At 51.3% G+C, this 20,715-nt stretch carries 22 protein-coding genes; 3 read left to right on the forward strand and 19 right to left on the reverse strand.

All coding sequences use genetic code 11. The annotated features are described in order from the left end of the window. Positions 1–2: 2 nt before the first annotated feature. The 8 genes from bamB to ndk all read right to left on the reverse strand — a co-directional run bounded on the left by bamB (position 3) and on the right by ndk (position 7,969). A complete protein-coding gene (gene bamB / locus ACJ8W9_RS06680) occupies positions 3–1,199 on the reverse strand; it encodes an outer membrane protein assembly factor BamB (RefSeq protein ID WP_411359099.1) in 1,197 nt (398 codons plus the stop codon). Continuing rightward, entirely contained in the window at positions 1,196–1,819 is a 624-nt protein-coding gene (locus ACJ8W9_RS06685) for a YfgM family protein (RefSeq protein WP_411360724.1), read from the reverse strand. Before ACJ8W9_RS06685 ends, bamB begins: the two co-directional genes overlap by 4 nt. 33 nt (positions 1,820–1,852) lie before the next feature. Then, positions 1,853–3,115 carry a histidine--tRNA ligase gene (gene hisS / locus ACJ8W9_RS06690; protein WP_411360725.1) on the reverse strand — a complete coding sequence of 421 codons (1,263 nt, stop codon included), beginning with the start codon at positions 3,113–3,115 and terminating at the stop codon, positions 1,853–1,855. Positions 3,116–3,180: 65 nt separating this feature from the next. Next, positions 3,181–4,293 (reverse strand): flavodoxin-dependent (E)-4-hydroxy-3-methylbut-2-enyl-diphosphate synthase, encoded by a 1,113-nt coding sequence (gene ispG / locus ACJ8W9_RS06695; RefSeq protein WP_411360726.1) that lies wholly within the window; start codon positions 4,291–4,293, stop codon positions 3,181–3,183. Between the two features lie 43 nt (positions 4,294–4,336). Then, entirely contained in the window at positions 4,337–5,377 is a 1,041-nt protein-coding gene (locus ACJ8W9_RS06700) for a RodZ domain-containing protein (RefSeq protein WP_411359302.1), read from the reverse strand. A 21-nt stretch (positions 5,378–5,398) separates the two neighbouring features. Beyond that, positions 5,399–6,172 carry a type IV pilus biogenesis/stability protein PilW gene (gene pilW / locus ACJ8W9_RS06705; protein WP_411359103.1) on the reverse strand — a complete coding sequence of 258 codons (774 nt, stop codon included), beginning with the start codon at positions 6,170–6,172 and terminating at the stop codon, positions 5,399–5,401. Between the two features lie 71 nt (positions 6,173–6,243). Next, the gene (locus ACJ8W9_RS06710; protein WP_411359104.1) at positions 6,244–7,377 is read right to left on the reverse strand and encodes a bifunctional tRNA (adenosine(37)-C2)-methyltransferase TrmG/ribosomal RNA large subunit methyltransferase RlmN; all 1,134 of its coding nucleotides are present in this window, start codon (positions 7,375–7,377) and stop codon (positions 6,244–6,246) included. A 160-nt stretch (positions 7,378–7,537) separates the two neighbouring features. Beyond that, on the reverse strand, positions 7,538–7,969 hold the full coding sequence (ndk, locus tag ACJ8W9_RS06715; RefSeq protein WP_411359105.1) for a nucleoside-diphosphate kinase: 432 nt from the start codon (positions 7,967–7,969) through the stop codon (positions 7,538–7,540). Positions 7,970–8,244: 275 nt separating this feature from the next. Between ndk and msrA the strand changes: the two genes are divergently transcribed. Beyond that, positions 8,245–8,775 carry a peptide-methionine (S)-S-oxide reductase MsrA gene (gene msrA, locus ACJ8W9_RS06720; RefSeq protein WP_411359106.1) on the forward strand — a complete coding sequence of 177 codons (531 nt, stop codon included), beginning with the start codon at positions 8,245–8,247 and terminating at the stop codon, positions 8,773–8,775. A 36-nt stretch (positions 8,776–8,811) separates the two neighbouring features. On the opposite strand, the gene ACJ8W9_RS06725 is transcribed toward msrA, so the two are convergent. The 10 genes from ACJ8W9_RS06725 to suhB form a co-directional block, all read right to left on the reverse strand. Then, positions 8,812–11,217, reverse strand: coding sequence for an Ig-like domain-containing protein (locus ACJ8W9_RS06725; RefSeq protein ID WP_411360727.1), 2,406 nt, complete (start codon positions 11,215–11,217; stop codon positions 8,812–8,814). A 211-nt stretch (positions 11,218–11,428) separates the two neighbouring features. Then, positions 11,429–11,767, reverse strand: a complete 339-nt coding sequence (gene fdx / locus ACJ8W9_RS06730) for an ISC system 2Fe-2S type ferredoxin (protein ID WP_411359108.1) — start codon at positions 11,765–11,767, stop codon at positions 11,429–11,431. An 11-nt stretch (positions 11,768–11,778) separates the two neighbouring features. Continuing rightward, positions 11,779–13,689, reverse strand: a complete 1,911-nt coding sequence (gene hscA / locus ACJ8W9_RS06735) for a Fe-S protein assembly chaperone HscA (protein WP_411360728.1) — start codon at positions 13,687–13,689, stop codon at positions 11,779–11,781. A 33-nt stretch (positions 13,690–13,722) separates the two neighbouring features. Beyond that, positions 13,723–14,223, reverse strand: a complete 501-nt coding sequence (gene hscB / locus ACJ8W9_RS06740) for a co-chaperone HscB (protein WP_411359110.1) — start codon at positions 14,221–14,223, stop codon at positions 13,723–13,725. Between the two features lie 2 nt (positions 14,224–14,225). Further along, complete coding sequence (gene iscA / locus ACJ8W9_RS06745) at positions 14,226–14,549, reverse strand: iron-sulfur cluster assembly protein IscA (protein WP_411359111.1); 324 nt, start codon at positions 14,547–14,549, stop codon at positions 14,226–14,228. A gap of 35 nt (positions 14,550–14,584) precedes the next feature. Further along, complete coding sequence (gene iscU, locus ACJ8W9_RS06750; protein ID WP_034731569.1) at positions 14,585–14,968, reverse strand: Fe-S cluster assembly scaffold IscU; 384 nt, start codon at positions 14,966–14,968, stop codon at positions 14,585–14,587. Positions 14,969–14,983: 15 nt separating this feature from the next. After that, complete coding sequence (locus tag ACJ8W9_RS06755; protein ID WP_411359112.1) at positions 14,984–16,198, reverse strand: IscS subfamily cysteine desulfurase; 1,215 nt, start codon at positions 16,196–16,198, stop codon at positions 14,984–14,986. Positions 16,199–16,226: 28 nt separating this feature from the next. Continuing rightward, positions 16,227–16,715: a Fe-S cluster assembly transcriptional regulator IscR gene (gene iscR, locus ACJ8W9_RS06760; protein ID WP_411359113.1), complete on the reverse strand. Its 489-nt coding sequence runs from the start codon at positions 16,713–16,715 to the stop codon at positions 16,227–16,229. Positions 16,716–16,901: 186 nt separating this feature from the next. Beyond that, the gene (trmJ, locus tag ACJ8W9_RS06765; RefSeq protein WP_411360729.1) at positions 16,902–17,624 is read right to left on the reverse strand and encodes a tRNA (cytosine(32)/uridine(32)-2'-O)-methyltransferase TrmJ; all 723 of its coding nucleotides are present in this window, start codon (positions 17,622–17,624) and stop codon (positions 16,902–16,904) included. A gap of 5 nt (positions 17,625–17,629) precedes the next feature. After that, the gene (suhB, locus tag ACJ8W9_RS06770) at positions 17,630–18,430 is read right to left on the reverse strand and encodes an inositol-1-monophosphatase (RefSeq protein WP_411359115.1); all 801 of its coding nucleotides are present in this window, start codon (positions 18,428–18,430) and stop codon (positions 17,630–17,632) included. Between the two features lie 414 nt (positions 18,431–18,844). Between suhB and ACJ8W9_RS06775 the strand changes: the two genes are divergently transcribed. Beyond that, positions 18,845–19,015: a DUF3545 family protein gene (locus ACJ8W9_RS06775; protein ID WP_411359116.1), complete on the forward strand. Its 171-nt coding sequence runs from the start codon at positions 18,845–18,847 to the stop codon at positions 19,013–19,015. Positions 19,016–19,134: 119 nt separating this feature from the next. On the opposite strand, the gene ung is transcribed toward ACJ8W9_RS06775, so the two are convergent. After that, positions 19,135–19,797, reverse strand: coding sequence for a uracil-DNA glycosylase (gene ung / locus ACJ8W9_RS06780; protein WP_411359117.1), 663 nt, complete (start codon positions 19,795–19,797; stop codon positions 19,135–19,137). A 78-nt stretch (positions 19,798–19,875) separates the two neighbouring features. Between ung and ACJ8W9_RS06785 the strand changes: the two genes are divergently transcribed. Continuing rightward, the gene (locus ACJ8W9_RS06785; RefSeq protein ID WP_411359118.1) at positions 19,876–20,670 is read left to right on the forward strand and encodes a glycosyltransferase family 2 protein; all 795 of its coding nucleotides are present in this window, start codon (positions 19,876–19,878) and stop codon (positions 20,668–20,670) included. Positions 20,671–20,715: the final 45 nt, after the last annotated feature.

Consider the following 20,715-nt stretch of genomic DNA (forward strand, 5'->3'; position numbering starts at 1 on the left):
GCTTAGTTAATCCTTACCGCGAGTAATGTGCCGTCGCGTGTTTGAATAAAGAGCTGATCGTCTTCCACAACTGGCTGCGAGTAAGCAGCATCGTCAAGCTCTAAACGACCAGAGGTCTTGCCCGTTTGGGCATCGATAAAGTGCAGGTAACCGAAGTCGTCACCGACCACGATGTGACCTTTAAAATACACAGGTGCAGTCAGTCCACGTCCTTCGAAATCGTTATTGACCCAACGCTCAATACCACCATCAGTGTTAATCGAATAGACGTGGTCTTGCGTATCGGTCAGATACAGATTACTGCCGTACATGGCTAAATTCTGAAACGATGAGTATTCACGCTGCCAAACGATACGTCCGGTACGAACTTCAACGGCAGCCAACTGGCCGTTATAAGCAATATTATAAATGATAGGACCGCTGACAATTGGCGCGCTATCGACATCGACTAGGCGTTGCAGCTCAGTGGCGCCTTTCGGCACTGCTAAACGTGCTTCCCAGGCTTGCTGACCGTTTTCCAACACAACCACTGTCAATTTGCCTGTCGCGGTGCCAATGATAGCGCCACCGGCCGCGAGGGTCGGCTTACTGTTACCACGTAATGTTAGTGCGGGCACATCGGTTGGTAAGTTCCAAATTTCTTCACCGTTGTCGGCGTCGAATGCGAATATCTGACCGTTGCCAGCAGCAACCACAACATAGCTACCATCGAAGGCCGGATCGGCGACAATTTCAGCGTTCACTTTGGCGTGCCATTTGACTTCACCGGTTGCCGCGTCGAGCATAAATACGTCGCCGTTCTCACTCGCGAGCAGCGCTTTACCCGCATAGCCGGTGATACCACCGCTAATACGCAATGATTCAGCGCCCTCTAACCAAGTTTCACCTTGCTCAGCGTATTCTGCTTGCAAATCACGTTCCCATACGCGTTTGCCATCGCTGAGGCTGTAGGCTGCCACAAAGCCATCGCGGTCAGCTGCAACAATGACATCGCCAACCACCGCAGGGTTTAACCGTGAAAAGAAGTTTTCAACTCCGTCACCAACTCCTACGTCCCATTGGGCGCTAGGATTAACAGTCGCGTTGAACGGTTGCAGCTCTTTATACGTTAGCTCTTCATCTTCGAATAAGCTACAGCCGCTTAGCCCAACCAGTGCTGTCGCGAGCAGGCTGTGCTGCAAAATCTTTAATGCTTTCATGATGCCGCCGGAATGCTGTTAAGTTTCGTCTCAGCCAATGCTGCTGAGCTCCCCTCTGCTTCTGCTGCTGTCATTGCTTCTTGATACGCAGTACGGGCGCCAACGCTGTCGCCTTGCGCCCACAAAATATCACCTTTAAGCTCTGCAGCTTTTACTTTGAAGCCTTCAGCTTCTGCTGCTGCAGTCAAAGCATTTAACGCCGCGTCATACTGCTCTTGTGCCATCAACAAGCGCGCTTGGCGAATATCCGCCACGTACTTTAACGCGCCGCTGGCATTATCACGTGCGGTTTGCAAAGCATCGATAGCTGCCTGCAAGTCGCCCGCGTCAGCCGCTGCTTTCGCTAGGTCAAATGCTGCTAACACCGCATAGGTGCTGCCTGCGTCTTCGTTGATGAAGCTGCTGGCGGTATCAAAGGCTGCGTCGTCACCTGCCTCAAGCTGTGCAACAACTTGTTCAAATTGCTCCGACTGAGCTTCTTGAGCAGCGGTTGCTTGGGCGTCGTAGTAACGCCAGCCATAAAATAAAGCGAAGCCAATAACGAGGCCAGCGACGATACCTTTACCGTGTTCGTGCCAAAAGGCCTTAATCTGTTCGACCTGTTGATCTTCTGTTTCCATGTTGAATTCCTTTGATTCGTTAGTCGTTATTCGTTAGTCGTTATTCGTGAGGACTGACGTTAGCTCAGCTAAACTGGAGACGATGAGATCGTCTTCGCTGCGCTCGCGTAAGTATTTTAGTTCGAAGTCTTCATCACGAATAATCAAGGCAAAGGCAGCACCTGATTTGTCTGCTTTTGCCAGTTTTTTCTTCATATTTTGGCTACCGCTATGCAGTTGCACTTTAAGCCCAGCAACTTGGTCTCGAAGCTTTTCGGCAACGGCCGGCGCCTTAAGTTCCGCGCTTTCGTTCACCGCGATAACGTACACATCAACGGTCTGCTCCGTAGGCACTTTATTTTGCGACTCGAGCAGCAGCACTAAGCGCTCAATGCCCATGGCAAAACCGATTCCCGGCGTTGCTTTGCCGCCCAGTTGTTCGACCAGGCCATCGTAGCGACCACCGGCACAAACAGTGCCTTGCGCGCCAAGTTCAGTGGTCACCCACTCAAACACCGTGCGGTTATAGTAGTCAAGACCGCGCACAAGACGCTCGTTCAGCACATACTTGATACCCGCAGCGTCGAGGCGCTGGGTCAAACCCGCAAAATGCTCACGCGATGCATCGTCCCAATACTCGGACAATTTCGGTGCATTTTCGAGTACTTGCTGGGTTTCTGGTGACTTGCTATCAAGCACCCGCAACACATTGCTATCGAGACGACGCTTAGAATCTTCATCGAGTTGGTCTTCATGGGCGCGCAAAAATTCGCGGAGCGCATCACGATAGCGCGCACGCGCTTCGTTCGACGCCAACGAGTTCAATTGCAACTCGACCTGCTCGGCGATGCCAAACAGCTGCCACAAACGTGCTGATAAAAGAATGACTTCAGCGTCAATATCTGGACCTTCCATACCGAAGGCTTCGATACCAAACTGATGGAATTGGCGATAACGTCCTTTTTGCGGACGCTCATGGCGGAACATCGGCCCCATGTACCACAAACGCTGGGTTTGGTTGTACAACAAACCGTGCTCGTTACCCGCGCGCACGCAGCTAGCAGTGCCCTCTGGGCGCAAGGTCAGGCTGTCACCGTTGCGATCATCGAAGGTGTACATTTCTTTTTCGACAATGTCGGTCACTTCACCGATGGATCGCTTAAATAAGTCAGTGCTCTCGAGCACCGGCATGCGGATCTCTTGATAGGTGTAGGCTGCAGCGACTTGGCGCAGAATCCCTTCGACATATTGCCAGGCCGGACTTTGCTCCGGCAGGATGTCGTTCATGCCACGAATTGCTTGGATTGTCTTTGCCACGATCTAACTTACCGTTCCGTTGATGTACGTGAATTCGAAAAAATGACGGGTAGTATACCGCAGCTTTACGCTTGCTTCACAGGAATCTGTTCCGCTTCCATCTGTTTTACGCGAGCACGAATATGGCGTTCCAACTGATCGACCAGATCGTTGTTATCCAAACGCTCTTTTTGCCGTTCGCCATTCACGTAAAAACCACTTTTACTCTTCGCCCCAGCTAAGCCGATATGCGAAATTAAGGCTTCACCTGGACCATTGACCACACAACCGATAATCGACACGTCCATGGGCGTGGTAATGTCCTCGAGACGTTGCTCAAGTGCGTTCACTGTGGCAATCACGTCAAACTCTTGGCGCGAGCAGCTGGGGCAGGCAATAAAGTTAATGCCACGGCTGCGAATACGTAACGATTTCAGAATATCAAAGCCGACTTTGACCTCTTCAACAGGGTCAGCGGCTAGCGAAATACGCAAGGTGTCACCGATACCTTCGGCTAACAGCATGCCCAAACCAATCGAAGACTTGACCGCGCCGCTGCGTAAACCACCCGCTTCGGTGATACCAAGGTGCAAAGGTTGTTCGATTTGCTTCGCCAATAAGCGATAGGACTCAACCGCTAAGAACACGTCTGACGCTTTGACGCTGACTTTGAAGTCTTGAAAGTTCAGGCGGTCGAGAATATCCACGTGACGCATCGCCGACTCAACCAGCGCTGCCGGCGTCGGTTCTCCATATTTTTCTTGAATTTCTTTTTCTAGCGAACCGCCGTTGACGCCAATACGAATGGGAATATTGCGGTCACGGGCAGCATCGACCACTGCGCGAATGCGTTGTTCGTTACCAATGTTGCCGGGGTTGATGCGCAAGCAGTCAACGCCGTATTCCGCGACTTTTAGCGCGATACGATAATCGAAGTGAATATCTGCCACTAACGGCACTGGGCTTTGCTGCTTAATAAATTTAAACGCTTCCGCCGCGTCCATGGTGGGTACCGAAACGCGCACGATATCGGCGCCGACATCAGCAATTGCTTGAATTTGCTTAACGGTGGCGGCAACGTCGGTGGTTTCGGTATTGGTCATCGATTGCACGGCAATCGGTGCGCCATCGCCAATCGGCACATTACCTACGTAGATGCGTCGCGAAGGGCGACGTTTAATGGGGTTCTCATGCATCATAAACTTACTTCGTATGCTGTTGTTCGCGTTGAGTTGAGCGTGCTTAATTAAGCGTAAAGGTCACGCTGCGTTCGCGGACAAAATTGTCTAGATTTACCGGTTCACCTTGATACGTGATGGCCACACTTTCAGGTCTGCACAGAATGATATCAAAAGGCGCTTCGCCCGTCAGTTCCATGCGATAACCGGCGGCTTTTACACCAATCGCGATGTCTTCGCCAGTGGCGTCGGTGACTTTGACCCAACAGGCATCGTTAAAGGTAAAGACCAGATCAGCTGCTGATTCGTCAGTAACCACCGGTGCGCTGTCTTGTGCAGTTTCGGTTGGTTCTTGCGCTGGCTCGTCGGTTGAAGCTTCTATTGGCTCTTCAGTCGACGCTTCTGCTGATTCGTCCGTTGGCTCTTCCGTTGGCTCATCGATCGGCAACGGCGGCGGCTCGCTTGGTGTTTCACCACCCTCGACAATCACTGCTGAGGTTTGACTGGTGTCGATTTCGTCTTCTGGCACTTGCTGGCCGTTCATACCGTTAGTGCTTGGCCGCACGACCTGAGGAATATCAGGGCTACTTTCACGCGCCTGTTGCGCTTCTTGTTCGGTCGGCGCATCTTCACTACCGGTGATGCTATCCATACTAAAACCACTATCTTGCCACCACCATAGTAAGGCAGATGCGATGACCACAATGATAATAATGTAGCTGATCCAGCGCAGTCGACTGTCGTTGCGCTCGCGTACTTTTCTACGCGAGAAGCTACGCATGCTCGCCGATGTGTCAGTGGTTTTTTCTTGATGAGTCGCACGGTAGGCGGCAAAAATTTGCTCTTCATTCACTTCCAAAGCTTTTGCCATGGAGCGCAAGTAGCCTCGTACAAAAGTTGGCGAGGCCAACTTATCGTAGTCGTCTGCTTCAATGATTTGAATGACAGCAACTCGCAAACGCAGGCTATCTGCCACCTGTTGCTGGCTTAAGCCTTTGCGCTCACGCGCTTGGCTAAGCAGTTGCCCCGGCGTCACCGTATCCGCGGTGCGCTCGGTCAGTACTTCTTCATCTGCGGGGTGTTGCTGTTCGTTATCTACAGTCATGGTCACTTAATAAACATTGGGTTATTGCGTACGCGCTTCGTAAGCCCGCGCTTGGCGCGAGTCAGGAAAGCGCAATAATAACAGCTCGCCGTAACTTCTTTGACGCGCTGAGTTGTTCTGTTGTCGCGCAAGCTCGGTTTCAAGCCACAGGTATTCCGCTGATAATTGCGGAAATTCGGCGCGACGTTTGAGTACCTCTGCAGCTTCTTGCAAACGCTGTTGCTCAATAAGAGCGGCAGCATAACTTTCAAGCACTGCACTGCTGCCCTGCGTATGATTCATCGCCCGCTGAAAGTAGTCATCTGATTTTTGCAGATTGCCCGCTTTTGCTGCGCAGCGTGCCGCATTTTCATAGGTCGTAGCTACTTTAACATATTCCGGTAGCGCAAGTGCGGCTTGAAAATGTTGATCGGCTTCTTGGTAACGCCCCATGGTGCAGAGCAATGCGCCAAGGTTGTTATGGGTATCGCCATTGTTAGGCTGCAGCCGAATCGCTTCGCGGTAGTATTTTTCTGCTGTCTGATACTCTTTTACCTGTTGATAGTAAAAGGCTAAACCGGTGATAACTGAGGGATTATTGGGTGTGTAGTCACGCGCGCGCTCTAAGTTTAGCCGAGCTTGCGGATAGTTGCCGGTTTGCAAGTATTCTAAGCCCAGCGCGAGACGCGTGGCTGCAGCTTCTTGCGCATTGAACTGCTGCGCTGGCGTTTCTTTACCGTCGACAGTGCGTTGGCTGACGCATGCCGTCAGGCTCAGCAATACTATTGCGGATAGAACAAATTGGAGTAATCGCATGTCGGGCCCTCGTTGAACATCTGCTATGCTATCCCGAACAGGCGTGGCTGGCTACATTTTGCCGCTTTATTTTACGAGACTTTCACGTCTATGCCGCTGCCGCCGCGCTGCGCTTGCTGTTTCTTCAGGATACGCTTGGTACGATCGACGACGTCACCGACAAGTTGTCCACAAGCGGCATCGATATCATCGCCACGTGTTTTCCGTACCGTCACAATATAACCTTTTTCTATCAGAACCTTAGCAAAGCGGTCAATGCGCGAGTTGCTCGAGCGACCATAATCATTGCCGGGGAACGGGTTAAACGGGATGAGGTTAATTTTACACGGCGTATCTTTAAGTGTTTCGGCTAGCTCGTGCGCTTGGTCCGTCGAATCGTTGACGTGATCAAGCATCACGTACTCAATAGTGATGCTCTTGTTGGCTTTTGAACCATCAATATAGTGACGACTTGCTTCAAGGAATTCGGCAATATTGTACTTTTTATTGATCGGTACAATTTCGTCACGCAACTCGTTATTCGGCGCGTGCAAGCTGATAGCAAGTGCGACATCAATTTGCTCTTTCAGCTTGTAAAGTGCTGGCACTACACCTGAAGTACTCAAGGTGACGCGGCGTTTACTCAGGCCAAAGGCGTTGTCATCGAGCATCAATTCCATGGCTGGCACCACGTTGTTAAGGTTCAGCAATGGCTCGCCCATGCCCATCATCACGACGTTGGTTACGGCTTTGATGCCGGTATTACCAAAAGCGCCTAAAATCTTATTCACCCGCCATACTTGGCCGATGATTTCCGCAACCCGTAGATTGCGGTTAAAACCTTGCTGCGCAGTTGAACAGAAAGTGCATTCAAGTGCACAACCTACCTGCGAACTTACGCATAAGGTGGCACGGTCCGCTTCTGGGATCCACACCGTTTCGACGTCTTGACCGTCGAATAAAGTCATCGCGAACTTAATCGTGCCGTCCGACGATTGTTGCTGTACGCGCACTTCTGGCGCACGGATTTCAGCAACTTGCTTGAGCTTTTCTCGTAACGGCTTGTTGAGATTGGTCATCTCATCAAAGTCGTCAATACAGTAGTGATAAAGCCACTTCATCACTTGGTCGGCACGAAATGGCTTCTCGCCCAGTTCTTGGAAGAACTCGCGCAAGCCTTGGCGATTCAAGTCGAGAAGATTAACTTTTTTGTCTACTGCGTTCATAAGATCCGTGATTCGTTATTCGTGATTCGTGCGTTCGGCGATGCCTCACTGTTCGTGCGCTCACTGCGCTCGCTGTTTGGAATTTACCAACAGCACGCAGTGCGGACGAACAGCGAAGCGGACGAACAGCGTAGCGTTCGAACTACGCTCTTCGCTTTTTTTAGCGAGTGCGTGCGCAAACTTCTTCGTCAGCGAAGAAATAAGCGATTTCACGAGCTGCAGATTCAACTGCGTCTGAACCGTGTACCGCGTTTTCGTCGATAGATACAGCATAGTCAGCACGTAGTGTTCCTGCCAATGCTTCTGATGGGTTAGTCGCACCCATGATTTCGCGGTGACGCTTCACTGCATCTTCACCTTCCAATACGCTTACCACGATTGGACCAGAAGTCATGAACTCAACCAAAGCGCCGAAGAAAGGACGCTCGCTGTGCTCAGCGTAGAAACCTTCCGCTTGCTCTTTGCTTAAGTGCATCATTTTTGCAGCAACAATGCGCAGACCCGCAGTTTCAAAACGGTTGTAGATACCGCCGATCACGTTCTTTGCAACAGCGTCAGGTTTGATGATTGATAAAGTACGTTCTAAAGCCATGATGTGTCTCCAATCGATATAGGCTAGCTAATTTAAAGTCGCGCGGATTATACATGTTCAACAACCCGCACGCCACCACCACCGCGCAAACACCCCCTAAAAAGGGCAGCCCCTCCTTTCACCACCTTATGCCTAAACCGATATAAAGGAAGGGCTGCCCTTTCTTTTTTTGCGGTGCGGAGGGGGGAGCTCTGCCCCTAGAGAATTTTTCGTAAGGACTTTTAAGATTGTGCTGAACATGGTATAGATGTCTAAACGTCTATTGGGAGCAGTATATGACACAGCAAATTACATTAGGTGGCGGTTGTTTTTGGTGCATCGAAGGTGCCTACAAGCAGGTACGCGGCGTTTTAAAAGCAGAGTCGGGTTACGCGGGTGGTGATAAAGCCGACCCTACTTACGAGGAAGTCTGTACGGGGAGTACTGGGCATGCGGAGGTGGTTCAGGTTACTTTTGAGCCGACCGCGTTGAGTGTTCGTGAGATTCTGGAGATCTTTTTTGCACTGCATGACCCGACACAGTTGAATCGTCAAGGCAACGACGTAGGCACGCAATATCGCTCATCCATTTTCTACCAAACCGATGAGCAGCGTGAGGAGGCAGAAAAGATTATTGCTGAAATGCGTGCTGAGGGTACTTGGGAAGATGAAATTGTGACCGAGCTGCAGCCGTTAGAAAAGTTCTGGCCAGCTGAGGAATACCACGAGAACTACGTGGAACGTAACCCGCAAAACGCCTACTGCCAGGCGGTTGTCAGTCCCAAACTGGCGAAATTTAAACGCACATTCGCCGAAAAACTTGAGTAAAGAAAAGGAGGGTTTCCACTCCTTTTCTTTGACTTTTTAAGGCTGTAATTCTGCGCTTGGGTGAGCAGGCTCTGCTGGATACTCCAACATCAGTGGTTGCTGATGCTTGCCTATTGCCTTTGGCATTGCTAGTGCTGCTGCAGACTCGGCGCTTTGAGTGTCGATCTCAACCGCATGGAAATAACGCAAGTACGCGCCGGCAAAATGCACTTCTTCAGGAGTGATCAAATCACCCAATGGACCAAGCCCTGCGGGGTAATTCGCCGTGTAGTAGGAAATCGCAATCTCAGGAGCTTGACGCATGCCTAGCAGCTCATACAGCAGGCCGCCACAAGATTCGTCGATACAACGGAAGTTGGAGTAAACATTCTCTCCCTCTGGACGCCACCATGAGTAATTTCGGACTTCATATTCCGCGCTACAACCATTGCTGCTGCCAGACTGATAAGCACAGATAACACCCATGCGATCGAGTGCGCCATCGTCGCGCCAAATCAAGCCAGTGACACCGTACATTTCATTCAAGTCGCGCAACTCGCCGGTCGTGGTAAAAATTGTTTCTTCGAGGCTTTGTACTTGCAAGGCGCTGGTGCCGTTAATGTAATCTACAAAGCTTAGGTCAGGAACTTTACGAATAAACGGAACGATCGCCGAATAATGATTACCGTCTTTGAGGTAACGATGGGCGATCGCATGTTCGTACCCCGCTTCGTTAGTGAACATGTACCAATCTTCGTGACTTACATATAAATTGTCGGCAGCCCACGTAATGCTTAGTTTTGTGCCATCTTGGCTTAATTCGTAACTACCTTCGTCACCGGTTTGTGGGCGGAACAAAGTGCCACTGGTTTCGTTAGTTGGCGTGAATTCGGTGCGCAAATGCGCTGAGTAGGCATCGCTGGTCCCGGCAAATTCTGTAGCATTGTAATAGTCGAACAAACCATACATGATTCGAGTTTGCGACGTGTCCAAGGCAAATGACGTTCCGCTACGAAGGCGCGGTTCATGGCCGTAGGTCGCAAAAGTAGAATTGTTGCGATAAATCGATTTGTTGAGCGTAATGACACCGCTATCTGTCTCGATGGGCGATGGTTCGAGATAAATGCTAGAGGTAATATGCAGCGTCAGCATACCGCCGTTTGCCAGCACCGGCGTCAAACGCATGTTTTCTTGTGTGCTGTAGAGCTCAACAAGAGCATTCACTTCACCGTTGCTGAAAGCTTGTTGCAGTTGGTCAATAGCGTCTGGATCAAAGTAATCGCCATAAAGCATGATAAATTGTCCAGCAGTGAGTTGGCTGCGGTTTTCGTAGACTAAGTCACGCGCCCAGCGCTTGCCGTCAAAATCGAAACCTTGCTCGGGATTGTTTTGAAAGGTCACTACGTCGGTTTCCGCAACCCGTAAACCTAATGCAAGTTGCTCTTGTTTGAACTCGCTGAAGTTAGAAAAACGGATGAGATCACCGCGAAATTCAGCAGGATCGATGGAAGCGGTGTTAGCCTCATTCTCGGCAAGCTGGTTTAACGCCATTACCAGCTCACCATTTTCTGCAAGCTCTGCGCTGAAAGCATTCAATTGCTGTGCATCGAATAACAGCTCTTCAATCGTGGTCAGGCCATTTGGTAGTTGCTCGGCGCTACCGTTGCTCAGGTAGTGCGTCACAGCAGCCATTTCAGCAAGCAACTCGGCATCAATAAGGCGATAAAGCGCTGTTAGATTCGACGCATCTAATGACGCATCAGCGGTTGCGTTAAGCAGTTGCACTGTGGCGGCAGTGGTAAAGGGCGTTAGTACTACTTTTGCATTCTCATCTGCGGTTAAAGTGCGATCAGTACTGGCCTGCTCAAGTAATTCAGCGGTGGCCGGCAACTCCGAGCTTAGGGTAATAAAGCTGGCGTCTGCAGCGCCTTTTGCGCGTAAAATTATATTGCGCGTATCGTTGGCATCTGTGATACGAAGCGACAGACTATAGCTGCCATCGCCGGCAATCGTGGTCTGATAATCACTATCGTTCACTGTCGCCACGACTTCACCACCGCCCATTTGTGGTATCGCAACTCGGCCGGCCACTGTGACTGTTGCAGCCACGCTTACCGTTATCGATGCACTAGACTCATTGGCTCCATTGGTTCCAGTGTAGTCAAATGTCACCTCACCGAGAAAGTCTTCGCCCGGCGTATATGAGATTTTATTGTTACTTATGGTGACACTACCAGTCGAGGGTTCGCTCACTGATACAATGGCGAAATCAGTGCTGTTATCACCGCTATCGTTGGCTAAAACGTCAATATCGACACTCTCGCCTAGTTCTACTTCGGCACTGTCATTCTGAGCTGAGTAGGCGACGGGCGCAGGCGGCTGAGGGGTGCTATCGCTACCACCACCGCAAGCACTCAGCGTGCAAGCAATGAAGAGCGCAAACGAGTAACGCGGGAACAGCATTGGACTTCCTTGATTGATTCGGAGCATAGAAACCCGATTATTGCGTTTCGTTAACAGATATTCAACCTAAAATCCCGCAGAATTACGTAAAGATGGCGTTATATCGAAACAGGCATAAAGCAACCAAAGAGGGCTGCCCTTTCTTTATATCAATTTAGGTATAATGCGACTAAAAGAGGGCTGCCCTTTCTGGGTGTTTTTTTGAGGGTTATCAGTGGTTTTCTTTGACCATGTTGATGGTGTACTTGGGGATCTCGATGACGAGGTCTTCGCCGTTGAGGCGCGCTTGGCAGCTCAGGCGTGAGTCGGGGTCGAGGCCCCAGGCTTTGTCGAGCATGTCGTCTTCGTTGTCATTGATTTCGGCGAGTGAGTCATAGCCTTCGCGCACGTATACGTGGCAGGTGGTGCAGGCGCAGACTTTTTCGCAGGCGTGTTCGATGCCAATCCCATTACGGAGGGCGACATCAAGCACGGTTTCGCCATCATTGGCTTCGATGGCGGCGCCTTCAGGGCACAGTTCTTCATGCGGTAAAAAAACGATTTGTGGCATTGGTATCCCCGTTACAATTCGTTGACGTTACTGCCTGATAAGGCTTTACGAATGCCGGCGTCCATGCGGCGCGCGGCGAAGTCTTCGCTAGCTTTATCGACAGCTTCGATAGCTTTCTCGATGGCGGCGGTTTCGGTGCCTGCGCGGGCTTCGCGCAAGGCTGCCATCGCATTGTCTAAGCGTTCACGTTCATCACTATCAAGCAACTCGGCATCGACTGCTAAGGCACTGCTTAAGGCTTCGAGCACACGGTCGGCTTCGACTTGCTGTTCGCGCAGCATGCGTGCGGCCATATCTTCTTTGGCGTTGGTCATTGACGAGGTGATCATTTGCGAAATGTCTTCATCATTCAAGCCATAAGAAGGTTTTACTTGAATCGAGGCACTCACGCCACTGGATTTTTCCATGGCAGTCACGCTCAAGAGTCCGTCGGCATCCACTTGGAAGGTCACACGAATGTGCGCGGCGCCTGCAGCAAGTGGCGGAATGTCAGTCAGCACGAAGCGCGCCAATGAACGGCAGTCATCAACGAGCTCACGCTCACCTTGCACCACGTGGATCATCATCGCGGTTTGGCCGTCTTTGAAGGTGGTAAATTCTTGCGCACGCGCCACTGGAATGGTGGTGTTGCGCGGAATGACTTTTTCTACCAAACCACCCATGGTTTCTAAACCCAGTGACAATGGGATCACGTCGAGCAATAGCATGTCTGAGTCTGGCTTATTGCCCGCTAAGATATCAGCTTGCACGGCGGCGCCAATCGCGACCACTTGGTCAGGGTCGATAGAGGTCAACGGTTCACGACCGAAGAATTCGCCAACGGCTGAGCGAACACGTGGTACGCGGGTCGAACCACCGACCATGACCACGTCTAAGATTTCTGCGGCGTCGACACCAGCGTCTTTGAGGACACGGCGGCAGCTTAAAATCGTGCGGCGCACTAATGGCTCGATCAGTTCGTCGAGTTGCGCGCGCGTTAGGGTGGTGGTGAGGGTTTCGGTGACGGCATCGGCGTTGGATGCTTGTTGCCCCGTAGTAGAACTACGGGCTACGTGTATTTCGACCTCCTCAGCTGAGGTGAGAGATTCTTTGGCGTGTTTGGCGGCGTTGACCAGCGAGCGTTCGAGGCGCGCCGGCACGGCGTCATCAAGACCCCAGACTTGTTTCAAATGTCCGACAATCAACTGGTCGAAGTCATCGCCGCCAAGGGCGCTGTCGCCGCCGGTCGCCAATACTTCAAACACGCCACCTTGCAGCCGCAAGATTGAAATATCAAAAGTACCACCGCCTAAATCGTAAACGGCAATCAGCCCTTCACGACCGGAATCTAGGCCGTAGGCAACCGCTGCTGCGGTCGGTTCATTTAATAAACGTAAGACTTTTAAGCCAGCGAGTTGCGCTGCATCTTTGGTGCTTTGCCGTTGGGCATCGTCGAAATAGGCCGGTACGGTGATCACCACGCCGGTCAGCTCGCCACCCAAAGAGGCCTCGGCACGAGCCGCGAGGGTCCGCAGGATATCGGCGGACACTTCTACCGCATTGCGTGCGCCCGCAGACGTATGAAAAACGGGAACGCCGTTTTCGGTTTCGCTCATGCGGTACGGTAAGTTAGAAAAGTTGCGCTCGACATCGGCGATAGTACGGCCGATAAAGCGTTTGACTGAGACGATGGTATCTTCAGTGGCAATGCTAGCGTCACTGTGTTTTGCGAGTGCTTCATAGCCGGTGCAGATTTCATCAGCGCCGTAGTAAACCACTGATGGTAAAATGGCGCGGTCTTCTGCGTCTTTCAAAACGTTGGCTTCGCCACTACGAACGGTAGCGACCAGTGAGTTGGTGGTACCTAAGTCGATACCTGCAGCCAACCGATGTTGATGCGGGGCGGTACTTTGTCCAGGTTCTGCAATTTGCAAAAGTGCCATTGAAACCTCGTTATTCGTGATTCGTGATTCGGGCTACAGCTCTTCTAGAGCTTCGAGTTCGCGGCCAAGCTTGCGCATAAATTTGAGTTTGCGGATGGTGTCGGCGGCAACCTCATCTTCAGAAGCGTTCAAAGCCTGTTCCAGCTCGGCTTGCAACGCAGCCTGCTCACGCTGTAAATCAGCGCCCGCCGCATCTAATGCGCTAAAATCTGTCGCATCGAGTTCCGCTAAACGCTCACGCCACTCCATTTGCGCCATCAAAAACTCAGGATCTTGCAAAGTCTGCTGCTCATGCTGCAATTCAACACCGCGCAACAACAGCAAATACTCTGCACGCGCCAAAGGGTCGCGCAGCGTATGGTAAGCATCGTTGAGTTGCGAGGTTAATTGCACCGCACGCAGTTTGTCGCGCTCGCTACCAGCGGCGAAACGGTCGGGGTGCATGGTTTGTTGCAGCTTGCGATAGCGTTGTTGCAAATCCGCCAAGTCGACCGCATAGCCAACCGGCAAATCAAAAAGCTCGTAGTGGTTCATAGTTAGACGTTAAAGCTCTCGCCGCAACCGCACTCGCCTTTGGCGTTTGGGTTGTTAAACTCGAAACCTTCGTTCAAACCTTCTTTGACGTAATCCAGCTCGGTACCGTCAAGGTAAACCATACTTTTCCCGTCAATGATGATTCGCACACCTTTCTCTTCGAACACAGTATCGGTGTCATCGACTTGATCGACGAATTCCATCACGTAAGCAAGACCCGAGCAACCGGTAGTTTTAACGCCTAACCGAATCCCCTCGCCTTTACCGCGTTGTTCTAAGAACGACCGCGCACGTTGCGCGGCCGCTTCAGTCATGGTGATTGCCATTCCTGCCTCATTCGTTCACTAGTAACAGCTAAAACTTAGCTAGCGTGCTTCTTCTTGTAATCTTCCAACGCAGCTTTGATTGCGTCTTCCGCCAAGATCGAACAGTGAATTTTCACTGGTGGTAATGCTAGCTCTTCAGCGATCTGCGTGTTCTTCAACTGTGCCGCTTCATCGATTGACTTACCTTTCACCCATTCTGTTACCAATGAGCTTGATGCAATCGCTGAACCGCAGCCATAAGTTTTGAACTTAGCATCTTCAATGATGCCTTGATCGTTGATTTTCAACTGTAACTTCATCACGTCGCCACATGCTGGGGCGCCAACCATACCGGTTACAACGCTCGGATCGTCTTTTTCAAACGAGCCTACGTTACGTGGATTTTCATAATGGTCGATTACTTTGTTGCTGTATGCCATACCACTTTACCTCTCTTAGTGAGCCACCCAAGCGACGCTTTCTAAATCAACGCCATCTTTGTACATTTCCCAAAGGGGTGACATGTCGCGCAGGCGACCAATGGATTTCTGAATCTGTTCAATAGCGTGGTCGATTTCTGCTTCGGTCGTAAAACGGCCGAAACTAAAGCGAATCGAGCTGTGCGCTAATTCATCGTTGCGACCTAAAGCACGCAACACATAGGACGGCTCAAGACTGGCCGATGTACAGGCTGAACCTGAAGATACGGCGAGGTCTTTCAATGCCATGATCAAGCTTTCACCTTCGACGAAGTTAAAGCTGATGTTGAAGATGTGCGGCACGCTGTGTTCCATGTTGCCGTTGATGTACACTTCTTCGATATCTTTGACGCCGTTCCACAAACGCTCACGCAGTGCGAAGAAACGCTCGCGTTCTGCTGCCATCTCTTCCTTGGCGATGCGCGCAGCTTCACCCATGCCAACGATTTGGTGCGTCGGCAAAGTACCTGAACGCATGCCGCGCTCGTGACCGCCGCCATGCATTTGCGCATTCAAACGGATACGCGGGCGACGACGCACATACAATGCGCCAATCCCTTTTGGACCATACATTTTGTGGCCTGAGAAACTCATCAAATCAACCGGCAGGGTCTGCAAGTCGATGTCGACTTTGCCAGCGCTCTGTGCCGCGTCCACATGGAATACGGTTTTATTGGCACGGCACAAGTTACCGATGGTTTCGATATCTTGAATCACACCAATTTCGTTATTCACGTGCATCACGCTGACCACCACAGTGTCTTCACGCAACGCTGCTTTGAATTTCTCGATATCGATCAAGCCGTCTGACTCTACCTCTAAGTAAGTCACTTCAAAGCCTTCACGCTCTAATTGACGGCAAGTGTCGAGCACCGCTTTATGTTCGGTTTTCACCGTAATGATGTGCTTGCCTTTTTTCTGATAGAACTCAGCCGCACCTTTAATCGCAAGGTTGTCTGACTCAGTTGCACCCGAAGTGAAAACGATTTCACGCGGGTCGGCATTAATCAGTTCAGCAATCTGGTTGCGAGCGATATCAATCGCCTCTTCAGCCTGCCAACCAAAACGATGCGAGCGCGATGCCGGGTTACCATATTGGCCATCAGGCGTTAGGAACTGCATCATCTTCTCAGCGACACGAGGGTCGACTGGAGTGGTGGCTGCGTAATCAAAATAAATCGGAAGTTTCATTCGGTGCTACTCCTTAGTGTCAGACAGCTTATAACTGACAATTCAGTGCAATTTGTTGCTCGCGTTTCTTTTGTTCCGCGACTTTGGCATTTTGGCGTTGCGCAACTTCAGTGATGTCACGCTGTTTCACTAACTCCGCCAAACTAATACCGGCTAAGAAATCTTCGATACGGTCGCTCAGACTTGACCAAAGGTTGTGCGTTAAACAGCGACTGCCACCTTGGCATCCGCCTTTACCACCGCATTTGGTTGCGTCGATAGTCTCATCGACCGCTTGAATCACTGCGCTAATAGATATTTCTTGTGGCGTATAGCCGAGCAGATAACCACCGCCTGGCCCACGCACACTACTTACTAAGCCATGCTTACGTAAGCGCGCAAATAATTGTTCAAGATAACTAAGCGAAATCCCCTGCCGTTCCGAGATATCAGCTAACGGCACAGGTCCATGTTCTGTGTGTAACGCAACGTCAAGCATTGCGGTTACGGCATATCGGCCTTTTGAGGTTAAGCGCATTGCTTTGTCTCCTCTATGTTTGTGCCGTAATTTTCGCATTCCCGACTATTTTAGTCAAGTATTCTAAAGACTCGATATTCGGGTTTCGTACGCTCGGCTTCGCCTCGCTGTTCGCGCGCTCTCTGCGTTCGCTGTTTTGGGCTCTCCGAACAGTGCGCAGCACGGACGAGCAGCGAAGCGTACGAATCACGAACCCCGGGTTTGTTTGTCGATTGAGGCGAGGATGCCGCGCAGAATATTGAGCTCATTCACTTCTGGCCGCGCTCGGGTAAACAGTCGACGCAGCTTCGCCATCACCTGCCCTGGGTGATTGTGAATAATGAAACCAGTGTCGGTCAGCGTTTGCTCGAGGTGTACGTAAAAACGTTCGAGATCTTCGGTAAGTGGATACTCACTTGCAGCAACTACAGGTTGTTCATCGGCTTCCAGCCATTGCATGCGTAGCTCATAGGCGAGGGTTTGCACCGCCATGGCCAGATTCAGCGAGCTGTAATCTGGATTGGAGGGAATGTGTACGTGATGTGTACACTGCTGCAGCTCTTCGTTGGTCAAGCCGCTGCTTTCGCGCCCAAATACCAAGGCAACCTGGTAATGCGCACTTTCGGCGAGTAGCTGACTGGCAGCTTCGCGTGGCCCAAGCAAGGGCCAATCGAGCGTGCGATTGCGGGCACTGGTACCTATGACCATGCCGCAATCACTGATCGCTTCACTCAAGCTGCTGACAATATTGGCATGATGCAGAACATCGGTGGCACCCGCAGCCAACGCCGAAGCATGACTGTCGGGAGCTTGCACAGGATCCACCAAAGTTAGCTGCGACAACCCCATGGTTTTCATAGCTCGCGCCACCGAGCCGATATTGCCGGTGTGCGAGGTGTTGACGAGTACGATGCGAATATTGTCGAGCATAATGATTACTTCATACTTTCAGGTAAGTGCGGACGTGCTTTAGTCAGTAAGTGCTGCACGACTTTCGGGCTACCCGCAACGGTATGGCCGCTTTGCATAAAGTCATGACCACCGGCGAAGTCGGTCATCAAACCGCCCGCTTCACGCACAATCAAGCTGCCTGCAGCAATGTCCCACTTCTCTAAGCCAAATTCCCAGAACGCATCGATACGACCGGCTGCCACGTAAGCTAAATCCAGCGCAGCTGAACCACAACGACGCATGTCCGCCGTGTGCTCAAATAATGCGCCAAAGATCGCTTGGTACTCTTTGGTCAAATCTTTACGCTTGAATGGGAAGCCAGTGCCTAATAACGCGCCGTTGAGGTCACGTTTCGCGCCAACGCGCAAACGTTTACCGTTTAACTGAGCGCCGGTGCCTTTGCTGGCTGAGAACAGCTCTTCGCGCAGCGGATCGTAAACGACCGCAGCCTGCACCGTGCCTTTGTGAAGGTAAGCAATAGCAATAGCAAAATGAGGGATACCGCGCAGGTAATTGGTGGTGCCATCGAGTGGGTCGATGATCCATTGATGCTCCGGAGTTTTGCCTTCGATGCTGCCAGCCTCTTCCGCCAAAATACTGTGATCTGGGAAGGTTTTCAGAATCGTGTTAACGATTGCTTGCTCTGCAGCTTTGTCGATATCACTGACAAAGTCGTTCTGGCTTTTCGCCTGAACTTTAAAATCAGCTTCGACGCCGAAGTTCTTCGTTAAAATTTTACCGGCCGCACGCGCAGCGCGCACCGCGATGTTTAACATGGGATGCATACCAATTTACCTGTGCTGTGAAAGAACAATTTTGTGGCCGCGGATTATACGCCCTTCTTGCGTGTCTCGCAACAAGAGCTCGCTGTTCGTGTTTCGTACGTTCGGCTGTGCCTTACTGTTCGCGGGCTCACTGCGTTCGCTGTTCGGGGCTCTTCGAACAGTGCGCAGCACGGACGAACAGCGCAGCGCACGAATCACGAATAGTTACTCGTCCGTTCGGCTGCGCCTCACTGTTCGTGGTTCGTGCGCTCACTGCGTTCGCTGTTCGAGGCTCTCCGAACAGTGCGAAGCGCGGACGAACACCGAACAGCGCAGCGTACGAATCACGAATAGCGGGCTTGTGTTTTTATTCAGCAAGTGTTATTTATCTGTTGCGCTATGCCTAAAATAACAACTATAAGCTAGGAGGATCCCATGGGTCATTCAGAAGAGCTAAACGGTGTTGAAGCAAAACAGAACAAGTCACGCGCGAGCAAGCGTAAGTGGCGGGAAATTGAAGCGCTAAAAGAGAAATATCGGTTGCGAGATGAATTGGCGGCGATGGGCTGCGAAGACGATCTCGAACTCGACGAACTCGATTTCTAAAAGACCGTTATTCGTCCGTTCGGCTGCGCCTCACTGTTCGTGGTTCGTGCGTTCACTGCGTTCACTGTTCGGGGCTCGCCGAACAGTGCGAAGCACGGACGAACAGCGCAGCGTACGAATCACGAATAGCGAATAGCGGGCTTGCCTTGCTGCGCCAGCAGGTCGTTGGTGCGCTTGAAATGACCGCAGGTCAAAAACCCGCGGTGCGCAGATAATGGCGACGGATGCACTGCCGTGAGCACATGATGGCGCTGTCGGTCGATAAGCGCTCCTTTCTTTTGCGCGTGCGCTCCCCACAAGAGAAATACAATTCCTTCGCAATGCGCGTTGATTTGCGCAATGACATGATCGGTGAAGCGCTCCCAGCCCCATTTTGCATGCGAGCCCGCTTGGCCTTGCTCAACAGTTAATACAGTATTCAATAACAGCACGCCTTGTTCGGCCCACGCCGTCAAATCGCCATGTTGCGGCGGCTGATAGTCAGGATAATCGTGCTGTAGCGCCTTGAAGATATTCTTCAACGACGGTGGTGCGGGCACGCCCGGCGGCACTGAAAAGCATAAGCCATGCGCTTGGCCGGGGCCGTGGTAAGGGTCTTGGCCTAAGATGACGACCTTCAAAGTGTTCAATGGGGTCAGTTTAAAAGCCCGGAAGACTTGTTCTCGTGGCGGGTAAATTGCCTTGCCTTGCTCGCGTTCGTGCTGAACCCGTGCAAGTAACTCTTGAAAATACGGTTGCTGCTTTTCGTCTGCGAGTAAATCCGTCCAGGTTTTTTCTGTCACTTGCCGCTCCCCTATTCTCTCTTTCTGCGTATTTTGCGTTATCATTAGGCCACTTATGTTAGCAACCTGAGGCTCGCCATGTCAGCAAAAAGCGACTTTCCGCCAATGAGTGTGTTCGTCATCACATTAAATGAAGCGGCGCATCTCGACGAAGTGCTCGAAAGTGTGCGCGGCGTCGAGGAGATTGTCATCATCGACTCGGGTTCGACCGATGCAACCTTAGAGATCGCTCAACGGCATGGCGCGCGGATTGTCCACAATGACTGGCCGGGCTACGCCAAGCAAAAAGAGTTTGGCATCACGCAATGCACTCATAACTGGATTTTGAATCTGGATGGTGATGAAGTGCTGCCTGAGGGTGGCTTGCAAATGATCCGTGAACGCATTGCGGTGGGCGATATTAATGGTATTTGGATTCACCACGATGATATTTTTATGGGCCATAGCTTACGCAAGGCGCGCCACCACAAATACCGTCGTGTCTATCGCAAAGATAAATGCCACATGAATACCGACGTGCTGGTACATGAGCATATCGAGGTGGAGCCGCCACTCGCGTACTTACCCATTTATTTGAAGCATTACGGCTATGACAGTGCGCATGGCTATATGGACAAGCTCAACAAGTACTCGTTACTCAAGGCTGAGCAGCGCGAACAACAGGGTCGGCCCTGTAGTTTGCCGCGCTTATTGCTGATTTTTCCATTGATGTTTCTGAAGTTCTATCTTGGTCGGCAGATGATTTGGTCGGGTTGGCGAGGCTTCATTAAGGCCAACATCGATGCGTTTCATTTTTTCCTGACTGAAGCCAAGCTTTATGAGATGGCCTATCGCCGTAAACGCGCCGCTAAAGAAGTTCCACCTAAACAATGAAAAAGTAGTGCAAAGGCCCATTCTCCCTGACGTTGCAGTCGTACA

The organism is Pseudidiomarina salilacus, from assembly GCF_047323925.1.
In the GTDB taxonomy this organism is placed as follows: Bacteria; Pseudomonadota; Gammaproteobacteria; order Enterobacterales; family Alteromonadaceae; genus Pseudidiomarina; species Pseudidiomarina salilacus.

Bases quoted from the DNA above. Each gene is read 5' to 3' on its own strand.
- iscR (WP_411359113.1), bottom strand. From the start codon at position 16,715: ATGCGCTTAACCTCAAAAGGCCGATATGCCGTAACCGCAATGCTTGAC.
- ndk (WP_411359105.1), bottom strand. From the start codon at position 7,969: ATGGCTTTAGAACGTACTTTATCAATCATCAAACCTGACGCTGTTGCA.
- ACJ8W9_RS06710 (WP_411359104.1), bottom strand. From the start codon at position 7,377: ATGAACGCAGTAGACAAAAAAGTTAATCTTCTCGACTTGAATCGCCAA.
- fdx (WP_411359108.1), bottom strand. From the start codon at position 11,767: ATGCCACAAATCGTTTTTTTACCGCATGAAGAACTGTGCCCTGAAGGC.
- msrA (WP_411359106.1), top strand. From the start codon at position 8,245: ATGACACAGCAAATTACATTAGGTGGCGGTTGTTTTTGGTGCATCGAA.
- ACJ8W9_RS06775 (WP_411359116.1), top strand. From the start codon at position 18,845: ATGGGTCATTCAGAAGAGCTAAACGGTGTTGAAGCAAAACAGAACAAG.
- hscA (WP_411360728.1), bottom strand. From the start codon at position 13,689: ATGGCACTTTTGCAAATTGCAGAACCTGGACAAAGTACCGCCCCGCAT.
- ACJ8W9_RS06700 (WP_411359302.1), bottom strand. From the start codon at position 5,377: ATGACTGTAGATAACGAACAGCAACACCCCGCAGATGAAGAAGTACTG.
- ACJ8W9_RS06755 (WP_411359112.1), bottom strand. From the start codon at position 16,198: ATGAAACTTCCGATTTATTTTGATTACGCAGCCACCACTCCAGTCGAC.
- pilW (WP_411359103.1), bottom strand. From the start codon at position 6,172: ATGCGATTACTCCAATTTGTTCTATCCGCAATAGTATTGCTGAGCCTG.
- iscA (WP_411359111.1), bottom strand. From the start codon at position 14,549: ATGGCAATCACCATGACTGAAGCGGCCGCGCAACGTGCGCGGTCGTTC.
- trmJ (WP_411360729.1), bottom strand. From the start codon at position 17,624: ATGCTCGACAATATTCGCATCGTACTCGTCAACACCTCGCACACCGGC.
- ispG (WP_411360726.1), bottom strand. From the start codon at position 4,293: ATGATGCATGAGAACCCCATTAAACGTCGCCCTTCGCGACGCATCTAC.
- iscU (WP_034731569.1), bottom strand. From the start codon at position 14,968: ATGGCATACAGCAACAAAGTAATCGACCATTATGAAAATCCACGTAAC.
- ACJ8W9_RS06785 (WP_411359118.1), top strand. From the start codon at position 19,876: ATGTCAGCAAAAAGCGACTTTCCGCCAATGAGTGTGTTCGTCATCACA.
- ACJ8W9_RS06685 (WP_411360724.1), bottom strand. From the start codon at position 1,819: ATGGAAACAGAAGATCAACAGGTCGAACAGATTAAGGCCTTTTGGCAC.
- ACJ8W9_RS06725 (WP_411360727.1), bottom strand. From the start codon at position 11,217: ATGCTGTTCCCGCGTTACTCGTTTGCGCTCTTCATTGCTTGCACGCTG.
- bamB (WP_411359099.1), bottom strand. From the start codon at position 1,199: ATGAAAGCATTAAAGATTTTGCAGCACAGCCTGCTCGCGACAGCACTG.
- hscB (WP_411359110.1), bottom strand. From the start codon at position 14,223: ATGAACCACTACGAGCTTTTTGATTTGCCGGTTGGCTATGCGGTCGAC.
- suhB (WP_411359115.1), bottom strand. From the start codon at position 18,430: ATGCATCCCATGTTAAACATCGCGGTGCGCGCTGCGCGTGCGGCCGGT.